General features: G+C 65.8%; 10 protein-coding genes. 7 read left to right on the forward strand and 3 right to left on the reverse strand.

The window, feature by feature from the left end:
* Positions 1 to 34 precede the first annotated feature (34 nt).
* The 6 genes from AB0B82_RS26335 to tcmP all read left to right on the forward strand — a co-directional run bounded on the left by AB0B82_RS26335 (position 35) and on the right by tcmP (position 10,309).
* Entirely contained in the window at positions 35 to 406 is a 372-nt protein-coding gene (locus tag AB0B82_RS26335) for a hypothetical protein (protein WP_360173862.1), read from the forward strand.
* Positions 407 to 803: 397 nt separating this feature from the next.
* Positions 804 to 7,370 (forward strand): RHS repeat-associated core domain-containing protein, encoded by a 6,567-nt coding sequence (locus AB0B82_RS26340; RefSeq protein ID WP_360173865.1) that lies wholly within the window; start codon positions 804 to 806, stop codon positions 7,368 to 7,370.
* Positions 7,367 to 7,696 carry a hypothetical protein gene (locus tag AB0B82_RS26345; protein WP_360173868.1) on the forward strand — a complete coding sequence of 110 codons (330 nt, stop codon included), beginning with the start codon at positions 7,367 to 7,369 and terminating at the stop codon, positions 7,694 to 7,696. The genes AB0B82_RS26340 and AB0B82_RS26345 overlap by 4 nt, the downstream gene beginning before the upstream one ends.
* A 245-nt stretch (positions 7,697 to 7,941) precedes the next feature.
* A complete protein-coding gene (locus AB0B82_RS26350) occupies positions 7,942 to 8,280 on the forward strand; it encodes a hypothetical protein (protein ID WP_360173870.1) in 339 nt (112 codons plus the stop codon).
* Positions 8,280 to 8,516 carry a hypothetical protein gene (locus tag AB0B82_RS26355; RefSeq protein ID WP_360173873.1) on the forward strand — a complete coding sequence of 79 codons (237 nt, stop codon included), beginning with the start codon at positions 8,280 to 8,282 and terminating at the stop codon, positions 8,514 to 8,516. Before AB0B82_RS26350 ends, AB0B82_RS26355 begins: the two co-directional genes overlap by 1 nt.
* Positions 8,517 to 9,160: 644 nt before the next feature.
* Positions 9,161 to 10,309, forward strand: a complete 1,149-nt coding sequence (gene tcmP, locus AB0B82_RS26360) for a three-Cys-motif partner protein TcmP (RefSeq protein WP_360173875.1) — start codon at positions 9,161 to 9,163, stop codon at positions 10,307 to 10,309.
* A gap of 15 nt (positions 10,310 to 10,324) precedes the next feature.
* On the opposite strand, the gene AB0B82_RS26365 is transcribed toward tcmP, so the two are convergent.
* Positions 10,325 to 11,071 carry a phage Gp37/Gp68 family protein gene (locus tag AB0B82_RS26365; RefSeq protein WP_360173878.1) on the reverse strand — a complete coding sequence of 249 codons (747 nt, stop codon included), beginning with the start codon at positions 11,069 to 11,071 and terminating at the stop codon, positions 10,325 to 10,327.
* 691 nt (positions 11,072 to 11,762) lie between these two features.
* Between AB0B82_RS26365 and AB0B82_RS26370 the strand changes: the two genes are divergently transcribed.
* Complete coding sequence (locus tag AB0B82_RS26370; protein WP_360173881.1) at positions 11,763 to 12,695, forward strand: restriction endonuclease; 933 nt, start codon at positions 11,763 to 11,765, stop codon at positions 12,693 to 12,695.
* Positions 12,696 to 12,902: 207 nt separating this feature from the next.
* Here the strand turns inward: AB0B82_RS26370 and AB0B82_RS26375 are convergent, their stop codons facing one another.
* Both AB0B82_RS26375 and AB0B82_RS26380 read right to left on the reverse strand, forming a co-directional pair.
* Positions 12,903 to 13,577 carry a hypothetical protein gene (locus AB0B82_RS26375; protein WP_360173884.1) on the reverse strand — a complete coding sequence of 225 codons (675 nt, stop codon included), beginning with the start codon at positions 13,575 to 13,577 and terminating at the stop codon, positions 12,903 to 12,905.
* Positions 13,578 to 13,614: 37 nt separating this feature from the next.
* Positions 13,615 to 14,706, reverse strand: coding sequence for a zeta toxin family protein (locus AB0B82_RS26380; protein ID WP_360173887.1), 1,092 nt, complete (start codon positions 14,704 to 14,706; stop codon positions 13,615 to 13,617).
* Positions 14,707 to 15,202: the final 496 nt, after the last annotated feature.

The following is a 15,202-nucleotide window of genomic DNA, read 5'->3' on the forward strand; positions in this document are numbered from 1 at the left end:
AGCAGGAACCGGCCCTTCGCACATATCTTCGAATATGAGTTACGATGACGGCATGCTCGGACGGTTCACGGTGCGGCCAGACGACGAGGCCGAAGGGCGCTATGCGATCTGGGATGGCGCGGTCTGCGGCTGGCGGGCGCGCGGGCTCCACGACGAACTCGCGGCGGCCGAAAAGGCAGTCGAGCTGGAGATCCAGTACGACGCCCACGGCCCGCGCCCCGCGGACGCGGTCAGAGTCCTCCCGGCCCCGCAACCGGTGCGCCGCGCGACCTGGTCCGACGGCCAGATCGAGGCCTGGGTCCGCGACACCGGAACCGGCGCCTGGTACGCCAAATTCCGCGACCCCTCAGGCCGGGTCAGCCTCGTCCTGGGAAACGACGTCCGGCCGACCAAGGACGCGTCATGACGACGCGAACCGCGAAGACCCGCTGAGGTCCTGTGAGTGGTCAGGCGAACAGCAAACTGCGCCTGCGACCATCCTCCCAGCCCGCACCGTCGCAGTGTGACCGCCGCGCCTCGGAGCAGCGGCCAGCAAGGCAATGTCAGGCATCGCCGGACGGCCCTCGTGCCGGTCGGTGACATTGTCCCCACCACCGCGACCCCGCGCCGCCCGATGTCAGCTCCATCGCATTCGGTGGGCAGCTTCTACAGCCGGATCGATGCGTTCGTCAATGTGATCTGCAGCTTGCTGCAATTCCGGTAACACCCGGAACCTCGGTCGCGATGTAGCCGATGCTGGCCCAGCCCGTGCCCCGCCCGGTCATCGGTGCTTTGTCCCGGGTCGGCGTGACGCGGAGGTTGTCATGTCTCGTTCCCGGCGTGCCCGCGTGCAGTTGTTCGTGCGGTTCGTGGCGGTGCTGGTTTCGTTCGCGTTGCTGGCGACCGGTCTGGAGGCGCGGGAGCGGGCGGTTGCTGCTCCGGCGGCGGATCCGAAGCCACCTGTGGCGAAGGTGGAATCGCGGCCGGATCTGGTCTCGGCGGTGGTGTCGGCGCGGGCCCAGGGCTCCAAGGTCGAGGTCCTCGCGCTGCGGACCGAGACGACCACCACATGGGCGAATCCGGACGGCACAATGACCACCGAGCTGAACGCCGGCGATATCCGGTTCAAGGATCCTTCGGGCAAGTGGCGCGACATCGACCTCACGCTGCAGGAGGGGCAGGACGGCACAGTCGCGCCGCGTGGCCACAAGTACGGGTTGCAGCTCGGCAAGCGCAACGGCGCCGCCGGGCAGCCGTTCGCACTGTCCGCTTCTGGTACGGGGCGGCAGGTGGAGTGGCTGTCCCCGTGGAAGCTGCCCGCGCCGACGTTGGACGGAACGACGGCGACGTACGCCGAGGTCCAGCCAGGTGTGGATCTGCGGTTGGATGCGCGGCGCTCAGGGTTCGAGTCCGACTTCGTGGTGAAGCAGCGCCCGGCTGACGGTGTGGCACCGGTGTGGCGGATCCCGCTGCGCACGAAGGGCCTGACCGCCCGGCAGGCCGCGGACGGATCGATCGAGTTCGTTGACGCCAAGGACGTGGTGCATTCGCGGATCCCGGTCGGTCAGATGTGGGACGCGGTCACCGATGACACGAACCACATGCCGGTGAACACGGCCGCGGTGAAGATGTCGATCGAGCAGGCATCGCCCGGCAAGGCGACCCTGGTCATCGCGCCAGACAAGGAGTGGTTCCTGGACCCGGCGCGGGTCTACCCGGTGACGGTCGATCCGGTATACGCGAACACGTCGGTGCTGTCGAGTTTCGACACGTTCGTGCAGTCGGGCTGGCCCAACGACCTGTCGACCACGACCGATCTGCGGGTGGGTAAGAACGGGACCACGACGGAGCGTTCGTTCCTGAACTTCCCGGGCTCGGCCTTCCAGGGAAAGGACGTCGTGTCGGCCTCGCTGTCGCTGATGCAATGGGGCGCGACCACCTGCACGGCGACACAGATGAACCTGCACGCGTCGCTGCCAGCGTCGACCGCGACCCGGTGGACGAACATGCCCGTCACGAGCTCGCAGGTCTGGGGCTCGGTGTCAGCGGCAAAGGGGTTTTCGAGCGCCTGCCCGGCCGACCGGGTGTATGTGGACATGACCGGGCTGGCGCAGTACTGGTCGACCCAGACCGACGCGACGGTCGCAGTGATGCTGAAGGCCGCCAACGAGACCGACGCGAACGCCTGGAAGCGGTTCTACTCGTCCGAAGGCCCGGCGGTCCCGTACATCTCGCTGACCTGGAACCGGCCGCCGAACGCGCCGGCCACGGTCGAGACACCGTACGCGGCGGCGTTCGCGGCGCCGGGCGACGCGACGTCCTACATGTACTCGGGCACGCGGCGGCCGTGGGTGCGGACCAAGGCCACCGATGCCGACGGGAACACCGTGAAGTACGTGTTCGAGTTCATGACCGACTCGACCACCGTGGTCGGGACCTGTACGTCGTCGGTGTACGCCTCCGGCACCACGGCAGGCTGCAGCCCATCGGCGGATTTGCCGGACAACACTTTGGTGTATATCCGGGCGAAGGCGAACGACGGCCGCAAGGACGGGCCCTGGACCAGCTACCAGACCCGGTTGCGGATCGGTGCCACGACGCCGGCGCAGCCGGTGGTGTCGTGCCCGGCGCCGTACGATGTGAACAACACCTGGACCGACACCACCCCGACCACGGACGTGACCTGCACCGTGACCGCGACCGGGACCGGGTACAGCGCGCCTGGTTACCTGTGGATGTTCATCGACGGGAAGCGCCCGGCGTCGAACGACACGAGTGGCGCGGTCAAGATCACGCCGTCGAGTGACCCGGCGGTGGCGAAGTACTTCGTGACGTTCAAGCACACCGAGCCCGGCCTGCACACGATCGTGGCCGAGGCGCAGACACCGGGCGGCAACTACTCGACGACCGCGACCCAGCGGCTCGGCTGGGGCAGCGCGTCACTGTCCTCACCGACCGCCGACCCCACGGTCACGACCGCGGACACGATCCGGCTGATCGCGGCCGGGCCGCCGAAGGGCACCGCACCGTCCGTCTCGGCGCGGGTGCGGTGGCGGGTGTCGGGGTACGGCGGTGCCGACGACCTGGTCGGCTGGAACGAAGACGCCACGGTGTTGCCGGTGGTCGACAACGGCTCCGGCGGGGTCTCGGTGAACACGACCTGGGACACCAACAACGCCAAGGAAGACCTCTACCTGGACTCCGATCCCGACACCCCCGACGTCCAGAAAACCGTGCTGAACGCCAGGGTCCCGGTCAAGCTCGACATTCAGGTCTGCTTCACCTACAACGCGACCGTGCAATGCACGTGGTCGGAAACCCCGGACACCGCGATCCAGCGGCTGCCGCACGCCTTCGGCGACGGGTACCCGACCGCCGACGCAGGCCCGGGCCAGGTCGCGCTGTCCACCGGCGAGCTCAACGTGTCCGCGACCGATATCTCGGTGCCGGGCTACACCGGCGACCTGTCGATCTCGCGGTCGCACATGACCTATGAGACGCCGCGGACGCCGGTCTACAACGTGTTCGGTGACGGCTGGAGCACCCAGTTCGACGGCGCCGAGTCCGGCGCCGCGGGCATGCAGGTGATCGACTCCACACGCCTCGACGGCACGATCGTGTTGATGGACGGCGACGGCACCACCTTGATCTACGAGTCACCCAACGGTCAGCGCCGTTCGACGGCCGCGTTCGCGATCGGTGACTGGGTCCCGGCCGACGACAACACCGCCGAAGACGGGTCACGGCTGACCGTCACCGGCTCGGGTGCGTCGACCGGTCTGTCCTACACCGAGGACGACGGCACCGTGACGACCTGGAACCTGCTGGCCGCGCCCGTCGCGGGCAAGGATGCGGAGTTCCGGCCGGCCGGGATATCCGAGCCCGGTGTCGCGGGCAAGACCACCTTCTCCTACGACGGCACCGGCCGCGTCGTGCGCATCATCGCGCCCGCCCCGCCCGGCGTGACCTGCGGCACCTACGACCCCGCGAACCCGCTGAACGGGATGAACCCCGGCTGCCGCGCGCTCCGGTTCACCTACACCACCATCGGCTCCACCAAGGTCCGGATCGCCGCAGCGTGGCTCGACATCTACAACCCCGACAAGGCCGGCGGGGCGGGGATGGATTCGATCCAGGTCGCCGCCTACACCTACGACCAAAGCACCGCCACACTCACCAAGGTCACCGACCCGCGCAACAGCCTGTCGACGGAGTACACCTACGACGCCGCGAACCACCTGACCTCGATCAAACCCGCCGGACAGGTGCCCTACCAGTTCAACTACGTCACCGCCGAGAACCGCCAAAAACTCGACACGGTCACCCGCGCCCGGCCCGCCGGTGACCCGGCGGGCGGCACCGCCACCCTCGGTAAGTACGTCTACGACAACGTCCCGCTGTCCGGGCCCGGCGCACCGGACCTGTCGTCGACCGCGGTCGCGAAGTGGAACCAAAAGACCGTGCCCGCGCACGGCTATGCGGTCTTCGGACCGGATCATGTCCTGTCGGGTGCGCCGACCGCTGACGATTGGCAGTACGCCGACCTGCAATACACGAACGCGGCCAACTACACCGTCAACACCGCCAAATACGGCGCCGGGAACTGGCAGCTCACCGCCACCGACTACAACGACCAAGGCAACCCCGCGCGTCAACTCGACGAACGCGCCCTGCGCGCCGTCATCGACAACAACGCGTCCGCCGACCAGCTCGCGAGCATCACCGTCTACAACGACGACATCAAGAACGCCGCCGGCGACACGGTGGTGACCCCGGCCGGCACCCTGGTGACCGACACCTACGGCCCGGCCCGCTGGGCCGCGCTCAAGAACGGCACCATCGCCTGGGTCCGCCCCCACACCCACACCAAGTACGACGACGGCGCCCCGAACAACGGCATCAACCTCGACACCAGCCTCCCGTACCGGCTGGCCACCACCGAGACGTCGTACGCCCAGGACCCGGGCACCGCAACCGATCTGGAGATGACCGGCCAGACCCTGACCGACTACTCCGCACCCGTGGCCGGTGATACCGACGGGTGGTCGCGGAGCCTGCCGGGAAAGATCATCACCGACGTCGACCTGGATGGCTTCAACAGCGCCGGGGACATCGTCAAGATCACCCGCTACGACGCCGAAGGCAAGGTTGTCGAGACCCGGCAACCGAAGTCGAATGGAGCCGACGCCGGCACCACCAAGACCGTCTACTACACGACCGCCGCCAACACCAGCTTCCCGGAGTGCGGCGGCAAGCCGCAGTGGGCGGGCCTGGTCTGCAAGACCTACCCCGCCGCCGCGCCCAGCTCCGGCCCGACCCTGCCCTCGACAACCACATCCAACTTCACCTACCTGTTGTCGCCGAAGACCGTCACCGAGACCTCCGGGACCGTCACCCGCACCACGACCACGACCTACCTGCGCGATGGCCGCACCGAGACCACCGCAACCACCGTCAGCGGCCTGACCGGGTCGACGCCGAACACCAAGAAGACCACCACTTACGACCCCACCAGCGGCCAGCCGACCGTAGTGACCGCGACCAACGCCGACACCACCGTCGCCGGCACCATCACCACCGGCTACGACACCTGGGGCCGCCAAACCAGCTACCAACCCTCCGGCGACGCGGCCACCACCACCGTCTACAACGCCGCCGGTGACGTCGCATCGGTGACCGACCCGAATGGCACCACCAGCTACACCTACGACGGCACTGACGCAGCAGGCAAAACCGAACACCGCGGCCAGGTCACCAAGGTCGACGTCACCACCGCCGGCTCCACCTGGACCTCCACCGGCGCCTACGACTCCGACGGCTCCCTGATCGTCCAGAAACTGCCCGGCGGGGTCACCCAGTACAACGACATCGACAACACCGGCGAACCCACCGGCCTGCGCTACACCGGCCAAGTCACCACCACCAACCCCGACGGCTCCATCACAGTCGACCCCAACGGACCTTGGCTGTCCTGGTCCCTCGAGAACGACGTCAGCGGCCGCGTGACCCATGAGTGGACCCCCGACGGCAACGCCTTTACCACCGCGACCGGCGGCGCGATCCCGTACGACCGGCACTACACCTACGACAACGCCGGCCGCCTCACCCAAGTCAACGACCGCACCGCGGCAACCTCCGGCGTCGACATCACCGACCCGGCCCAGGCCCCAGCCTGCGTCACCCGCACCTACGGCTTCGACGCCAACGACAACCGCGTCACCAAAGCCACCGCCCCGGCCGCGGCCGACGGCTCCTGCGCCACCAGCGGCGCCACCACAGTGACCCGCGCCTTCGACACCGCAGACCGCCCAGCCACGGGCGCGAATGGCGTAGGCACCTACTCCTATGACGCCCTCGGCCGCACCACTGCCCTGCCGGCGTCGGACGCGCCCCATCCGATCGACGGTGACATCGCGTTGTCGTACTACGACAACAACCTCGCGCGCTCGATCGCCCAGGCCGGCACCACAACCAGCTTCACCCTCGACGCACTCGACCGCCGCGCCACGGAAACTGTGACCAATGGCTCGGGGTCGACCGACACTGTTCGCCACTACACCGACGCCTCTGACAACCCCACCTGGGTCAGCCGAGGCGCAACCATCGAGCGGTACGCCGAACTCATTGGCAGCGACCTCGCCCTCACCGTCGACCAGGCCGGATCCGCCGACCTCACGGTCGCCAACCCACACGGCGACGTCGTTACGACAATTGTCCTCCCACCCGGCGTCGCAGTAGCAGAAGGCATCGACGGTTGGAACAACTACGATGAGTACGGAAACGTCACAAACGCAAATGCCAGTACAGGGCTCGTCAATTACGGATGGGTTGGCGGCAAGCAGCGTGCCACGTCGACCTCTGGCCTCACCCTCATGGGGGTACGCCTATACAACCCGGCGACCGGTCTGTTCCTGTCAATGGATCCGGTCCGCGGCGGCGGCGCAAATGGATACGCCTACCCGACAGATCCGGTAAACGCCTACGATCTGGACGGAAACCTGTGGTGGTTCGCCGCCATCGCCATTGGCATCGGCGTCCGAATCGCGGCGCGAGCGGCAGTGCGCGCCTGCGTTCGGTACTGCTGGCGTGCGGCAAAATGGGGTGGCAAGAAGGCCTGGAAGGGCGCCAAGTGGTTCGGGAAGAAGTCCTGGAGCCTCGGAAAGAAGGCGTACACCCACGTCCGGCGCGGCTACGAGTTCAAGCTGAACAACAACTGGCGTATTGCTCCTTGGGGCAATCGCAAGGGCAAGCATTGGTACAACTATATCCCGCACTATCATCACCGTCGCGTGGACGGCGGTGGAAACACTCCCCCTGGGGGCGGCATCGGCCGGCATCGTCCATGGGAGAGCAGCAAACACGACAAGAAGTGGTGGCATAGGTTCTGGTGACCAAGTACATACTTCGTGACTCTGGTGAGAACGTGTACGTCTTCCGGTCCGTCGAGGATCTCGATGGCTGGGTCGAGGCGATCGACGTGGCCGGCGGAGAGTACGTCGGCTGGGATGACTCGGGACAGCGCCTCGAGTTGATCCCGACCGACTCAGGCCATGTTCTCGTGAGGGGATCAGGACGTGATGAGACGCAGGTCCTGACGCGCACGCTGCGACAGTATGTCGAGAAGGTGAGTGAATACCACGAACAAGCGGTGCCAAACCACGCCCGATGGGCTGTCCAAGAATTGGTTGACTGGGTTGAGGCCGCCAACCGGGACTGAAGTCGATCCGCCGTGGCCTTGCCAGCAAGGCCTCGGCGCCCCTCACCATGGCACGGCAGTCCCGCACGCAACACCCCGGGCTTAACGGCGTCACACGAGGCTCTTCACAGTTGACTGTGTAGAGCGGGTGTGGCGCATCGTTGTCGTCGTAGGAGTCGAGGTCTTCCGACGATGAAGGTTCCTACACCTCATCCAAAAACCTCGACACGCCTGATGCCTTCTTCACCTGCCCAGACCTGCCTCCGTTGGGCAGCGCCACTGAATACGACAACCGCCGAACAAGTCACCTGCGCCGGTACCGGACCGAGGTCGAGGCCAACGCGCTCGCTGCAGATCTGGAGCTGCAGTACACCGTCCACGGACCGCGCGACCCTGCGAATGTTCGCCGCGTCGACCCACCGATCACAGTTGACGCCTGGACGCCGAGCGCCGGCCAGCTGGACGCCTGGGTCAATGAAGGAGGCCGCTGGCTCGGCCGCGTTCGACGCGCCGATGGCCGGGTGGCCTTCATTGACCAGAACGACATCCGCCCAGCCCCCAGCCACGACGGTGTCGCGACCAACCGCGCGAACAACAGCGGCTGATGCCCGGTCCGCTGCGCGAGTCCGTCATCACTCTGGTCGGCGGACCCTGGGACCGGATGGTCTACTACGCCTCCGACTGGGAAGACACCCGCCGGGACGCGGAGAACATGGGCCGAACAGCCGACGAGTTCTGTGGCTGGCCGCTCGCGTACCGGCAGGAGTCTCCCGGCAGCACCCGCTGGATCTGGACCGCCGAAGACGGTTGGCCACGCAAACCGTCAGGTGCGGGCAGCTGAGGCTTTTGCCCTTGAGTATGGCCGAGCCGGAGTACGCCGGGGCCTGGATGTGGGGGACGGGTCGGTCGTGGCGGCATTACTTTCCGCACAAAGTCGAACTCGTTGAGTGATCAATCGAGTCGCCTGATTCGCTTATCACCCTCGCGGCGGACATGTGTAGAGGCCTTTACATAACAATTCGGTCACGCCGTGGATGTGCGTTTGTGAACAGGTCCCAGTGACGCCTTGTACCACCTGCGAATGCGCTCGGTGCTATAGCGAGCGCTTTCCCAGCGCGTCAACGCCTTCAAGGGCAGCTGTTGTGATGCAATTCACGAGATGTTGGATTTTGTTGGAAATGACTCAACGTTCTCGGCCGGATGCATGGCGTAATTACATCAGTGGAATCTGGGGTACGGGACTTGAAGGTCGCCGGGTGTACGGTCATCTCCGGAAAACGCGAAGACCCCGGTCGACGTGGTGCCGCCCGAGGTCTCGTTGCTGTCATTAGCCGTGACGCATCAGACCGTACTGGGTTCCACGGCTCCGTCTACACCAACCGGTAGATTCAGCGGGAATAGTTATTGCACTGTTATTCAATGCGATGCTCTTCCGGCTGCGTCGCCGAGGTTCTCGCGCACGTCGCAAGAACCTATGGAGGTGTGATGGCCACTGGAACAGATGCCGGGCTTCTCGACAGCCCGCGCCCGCAGTCGGTGTACAAGCACGGGATCCTGGAGCAGCACGCGATCCGCTACGCCACGATGACCGCGAGCAGGCTCGACCCCAAGCGGGCGGTTCTGTTCGACGGATTCGCCGGCCGTGGCAGGTTCGACGGCGGCCAGGCCGCATCGGCAGAGCAGATGATGCTGGCCGCCCAGAAGATGAAGAAGAGCACCCAGATCGACATCTTCCTCGTCGAACGCAAGAAGGAGGACTACCTTCAGCTCGAGACCGTGGCCGACCAATACCGCGGCCAGGGCTTCGACATCGAGACTCGCTACGGGGACTGCGGGGACTACCTCGACGAGGTAGTGACCTACGCCAAGGGCGCGAGCCTGTTCCTCTTCCTCGACCCGTGCGGCGCGATGCTGCCGTTCGACACGCTGTCGGAGATCGTGAAGGGGCGGCCGAACTGGCCCCGGACCGAGTTCCTCATGAACTTCAACGCCGACCTCGTCCGCCGCGCCGGCGGGCAGTACAAGAAGGGCCAGCTTGACCAGCCGGGCATCGCCAGTCTGGACAAGGTCTGTGGCGGCGAGTGGTGGCGCGAGCTCGCCCTCCAGGCGCACATCGAGTCCGGTGAGAAGGACTGGGAGGCAGCGGCCGAGGCGGTCGCGGTGGAGTACGGGCGGCGGCTGACGAGGAACACCCCGTTCGGCTGGGTGGTCGCGCCCGTCCGGCGGCAGATGCATCACCAGCCGGTGTACTTCCTGATCTTCCTCACGATGGATCCGCACGGTCTGTGGGTCTTCGGTGCCGCCGCCGCCAAGGCGCGCCAGAAGTGGCTCGACTTCTTGGGGCCGGACCAGGAGACCCGCGACGGAATGCTGTTCGATGCGGTCGAGGAACAGTTCAAGTCGGAGCAGACGCAGGCGGCCGAGGAGATCACGGCCAACGTCCGGGAGTTGGTTGCCGACGGCAAGCCGAAGAAGGTGGTCGAGCACACGACGACGATCTTCGGTGATGTTTGGGGTGAGGCGCTGGAAAAGACGTTCAGCCTGGCGCTGCGGCAGCTCGTTGCCGCGGGCGAGGTCGAGTACGTCGAGAAGGGGAACAAGCCTCACCAGCACGTCATCCGCAAGGCCAGCTGAGGGGCGCTCCGATCGTCAGGCGGTCGCGAGCTGAGGCATCTCGTCCCACGTACGGCCCCCCAGCTCGCGACCGTTCGCCTTCGGCGTACGGCCGCCCCACTGCTTGAAGAAGAACGCGACGCCGGCAGCTCGGCACTGATCCCGAACATCGAGCGCCCAGGCTGGCTCGATCGGTCGAGCTCGACGCCCGGATTCCCCGCCCGCGATCAGCCAGTCGATGCGATCGAGATTCAGATTCGGTAGCGCACTGAGGAGAGGTTCGCAGGACAGGAAGCGGACGCTGGCCGGAGTGTCGCGCAGGTGATCGATTCGGCTGACAACCTCCGCGGACTCCACCGAGACACCCATCCACAGGTTGTGCGGCCACTCGAGCTTGTCGGCCAAACGCGCCATTCGATGCGATCGTTTCGTAAGTACTTGGTACGTGTGTTGCGGAGTCTCCCGGATGACGTCGAAGATGTCGCGGACGTACGAGACCGGAACCCGGGCGTGGAAAAGGTCGCTCATGGAGTTGACGAAGACGACCCTCGGACTACGCCACCTGTACGGCTGCCGCAACGCCGCGGGGTGCAACGCGACGCCGAACCCCGGTCCGGAGGTGCGCGGGTCCCCGTCCTGCTGGTACTTCTCGGCGCCCATCGCCTTCAGCCGCTTGGCCAGCGCAAGCGCATAGCAGTTATCGCAGCCGGCCGCGACGCGATCGCAACCCGTCACCGGATTCCAGGTCACTTCGGTCCACTCGATGGTGCTCCGGGTCGCCATAACTCACTCCCAAAATCGAATGTATGTTCGATAGCATGAATGCTAATCGCGACGCGCCTACTGTGCCAGCAAATCGCCGATCCCTGGTGCCCCACGCGGTGCATGAGTTCGATCGTTGTGCTGCGTACAGGGGATCCGTGGTCCGCATATGAAGTCACGCCGTAGGTCGCGTGAGATCCAGGATCCGGCGGTACGTGGAATCTCCGGGCGGCCTTCCGCCGAACTCAACCCCGAAGCCGGCATGTGCGGTCACGTGACGGGTGCGGCGGCGGTGGCCTCGGCCCGGAGATCCATCAACAGGATGCATCATCCTCGGAACGAGTGCGGCAAGTTATCCACAGAGGTGGCGGGCTGCGGCAGGCCGCTTAGGCGTGGTGCGGATCGTGGTGCGAACTGGCGTCAACTCATGTGGGACATGTAGCCGTGGTGCGAAGCAGGCGATGGCAAAGTCGCTGGTAGAGGCCAGATTCGCCGGTGTCGTTCCTCCTCGTAATGAGAAGGTCATCAGCCCGAGGTTCGACCATGGCACACACGGGTGGAGTCGACAGCGCCCGTCCGATTCGGCATCGGCTCGGGCACGGCGCCGTCAGACCCGATCCGCCGCCTCGAGGACGAACGCCGGGCGCCGCACAGGGCACACCGTGTCGCGGCGGCCCGCCACCCGGGTGGCTGAGCCGCTATTGTCCGGTCTATGGCGGTGCCTGACTACGAAACGTTGATGAGGCCGACCCTGGCGGCGCTGGCGGACGGTCAGCCTAAGACGCGGGGACAGCTCCGTGAGGCTGTCGCTCCGGTGGCGGGCGTGTTCGGCGAGGACCTCGAGCGAATGCTTCCGAGCGGTAAGGCGACGGTATTCGGCAGCCGAGTGGGGTGGGCACTGACATATATGTCTCAGGCCGGGCTTGTTAGCCGGCCAAAGCGCGGCGTGTACCTGATCACGGATCGGGGACGTCACGTACTCGATGGTCAACCTGACCGGGTGGATAACAAGGTCCTCGCACAGTTTCCAGAGTTCTTGGAGTTCAAGACCAGGCGGAATGACAAGGGCGAGCCTGTCGGCCTACAAGGCGACCCCCAGTCGACCACAGTGGCAGCGCTTTCTCCCACGGAAGCCATCGAGCGTCTGATCGCTGACGCGGACGACGCCATCGCAGCGGAGCTACTGGACCGTGTGCTTGCTCAAGCTCCGGCATTCCTGGAGAGGCTCTCGCTGCGCCTCCTGAAGGCGATGGGTTACGGCGGCAAGGAGGCATTGCTGACGCACACGGGCAAGCCGGGCGACGCCGGCCTCGACGGGATCATTCGCCAGGATGCGTTGGGCCTGGACCTGGTGGGCGTCCAAGCCAAGCGGTACGACAGGGACTCCTCGGTCCAGCGACCCGAAATGCAGGCGTTCGTCGGTGCCCTGCAAGGTGCTCAGACCAGTCGTGGTGTCTTCGTCACGACTGGCCGCTTCAGCGGCGGTGCTCGGCTCTTCGCTGAACAGGTCCCGCTTCGACTCGTCCTCATCGATGGCACTGAGTTGACCCGGCTTATGGTTCGCTACGGCGTCGGTGTAGCCGTCAAGGAGACGTTCCAACTCAAGTCCGTAGACGACGACTTCTTCGAGGACAGTGACCTTTAGCTCGTGCACTAGCTGTGGCTACGCTGTCAATGGCTCTGTCAATGAAGCCCGGTCATCTGGGGGCAGATCCGACAGTGGAGACAGCCGAGATTGCAGAGTTTCCGGCGGGAGACGTCCCGCCGTACGGCAACCCTCGCACTTGTAAAGCGGTGGTTAGGGGTTCGAGTCCCCTCACCGGCTCTTTGACCTGCGATGATAAGTAGCTGGTTATGGAACGCGGGGCGCGTATTCGAGGTTTTGCGCCGCACTGCGCACCGATTGACGTCGCTGCGCAGGCTTGATCACGACCGTTCGACGTGCTCGCTCAACGTCCCCAGGGACTGTCAAACGGACGGTGTAACTCGGGTTGAAGAGGGGTGGCAGGTGCAGCCCGCCAGCCCTGGCCTGTCCCACCAGTTGCTCGACCAACTGCTCGTCCAGACCATCCAGCCCCGGCTCGGGCTTCGGCTCCTCAGCGTGCTCCACGCCAGACATCATCTCGGTCATCAGATCTACTCCCACGATCGGCTCAGTCGGTGGACTCGCCTGGTGCATGGATCTGGCTGAGCTGGGTGCGGAGAGGAGGTAGTCGTCGTTGCTGCTGGAGACGGGAACCACCTGACCGGTTGCGGTGATCAACCGGGCCGTGACCGGTGCGACGAAGGTCGATGTGCCGGGAGCGTCCCTGTCCCAGCTCTTGAGATTCCAGCCGGGAGTGGCGGGCATCGCCGCCGCGATGCGGTTGGTCTCCTCGAGGCGCTTGAATCCCTCTTGCTCGACCGCGAGGACCAGCCTGTCGGTCTCGTGCTCATGAACTCGACGGTGCCGTCGCCGAGCCACTGATCGAATGCTTGAGGCAACGTTCGAGTGCAGGCGAGTCACCGATACCGCCATCTCCGGCACGCACCGCCTGCACGTCGCCGCGACTTTCTGACGGCAATCAGACGTCTCTGTGGAGAGCCGAGCGGCTGGCGTTCGGGCGTTGTACTCGCGGTTGCTCTGCCGCCGGACTCGATCCACGCGCGGCCGCGCCGCATGGTGGTGGCATGGCTGCTCGGATGCCGGCTCGTTCGGAGGCAGTGAAGGCTTGGTGCCCGCCCGTGAGACGCTCGCCGATCGTCGGCAGGGACGGGTTCGCCAGTAGGCGGTCCGGAATCGGTGTGCCTCGGTCGTGGTGCCAGCGCATCGCCGTACGGACCATCTCCTCGACCTGGGGGTGCAGGGGGCCGAGCCTCGGGTCTCGACCTTGGAGCAGGTGGAACGCGGTCTGCCGGAACAGGCGATCCTCGGATTCGGTCGGAGGCCGGTTCTGTTCGCGCTCGATCGCCTCGCCGGCACGTGGGTCGCTCGAGAGCTGGGTCGAACCCTCGGCCACATGGTTCTCGTGCAGGACACGACCAAGCCGGTCGACCACGTAGAGATCGTCGAAGACTGCGGTACGTTCGACCGCCGCGATGGTCTCCACGATCGGCTCGAAGAGGTACTGAGTGTCGGCGAGGGCAATCCATCTGCCCACGCCGTTGGCGTCTCGTCCTTGCTGATACCGGTTGGCGACGCCGAGGGTGCTGTCCGCCCTGCTCGTGGCGACGTAGACCGCACTTGTCCGGTAGTCGGCCTTCCAGCCCTCCGCCAGTTGCGCTGCGCTGACCTCGGTAACCAGGGGTGCGCTCATGATCACGTCGTACCCTCCCAGGCGCACCGGCTCGAGACAACGCCCGCCCAGGTCTCGCGGCAGAGACCCCCGCACCACATTGTCGCCGTTCAGCCCGGCCGCCCGCATGATCGCTGTGTAGCGCGGGTGGGCCGAGGGATTGTCGTCCAGGTCGTACACCGCGACGGTCTCCGGGCCGAGGATCGTCCGAATCTGGTCCTGAGCCGTCGTTTTCCCGGCGCCTGGCTGTCCGGCGAGTACGACGAAACGCGGCCGTTCGCCCACACCACGCGAGGGCTGTCGAGGAGGAAGAACCTCGGCAAGCCTGCGAGCGATGACCGCCTCAGCCTCAGCCGCTGTCAAAGTCGGATCAGTACTCATCTGCCGTTTGCTGTCACGTTGTCACCCGGGGCATCAAGTCAATGTACGCCGAAGTCCAGAGCCGTCCTTCAAAGCCGGCAGGGAAGCACAGATTACGCGACTGAAGCGGCCAGGCAAGGCTCGAGGGAGGGTCGCCATGATTGTGGGCACCACGCCGAGCATGCTCGCAGAGGTGCCAAGAGCAGATCGGCGGCGTGCAGTCGGTCTCACCGCAATGCTTCGGATGAGCCTTCTTGGGACTCTGGCGCACGCTGCACATGGCGCAGTGTGAATGGCGGGATCGTCGCGAGGAGCAGCACCACCAAGCGGGCAGCCGCCTGCTTGATTCTGCGTCGATCTCGACCGGACCAGCTTCGCCTTCGCGCTCGACCGCCGGAGCTGCTCTATCCGTCCGACACGCCCTAGAGCATGTCTGACAAATGTCGGGTCCAGGCGATGACTGCGTTGAGGACGGCGGCGGCGCGGTAGACGACGGCGAGTTTGTCGTAGCGGGTGG

This window comes from Kribbella sp. NPDC048915 (assembly GCF_040649595.1).
In the GTDB taxonomy this organism is placed as follows: Bacteria; Actinomycetota; Actinomycetes; order Propionibacteriales; family Kribbellaceae; genus Kribbella.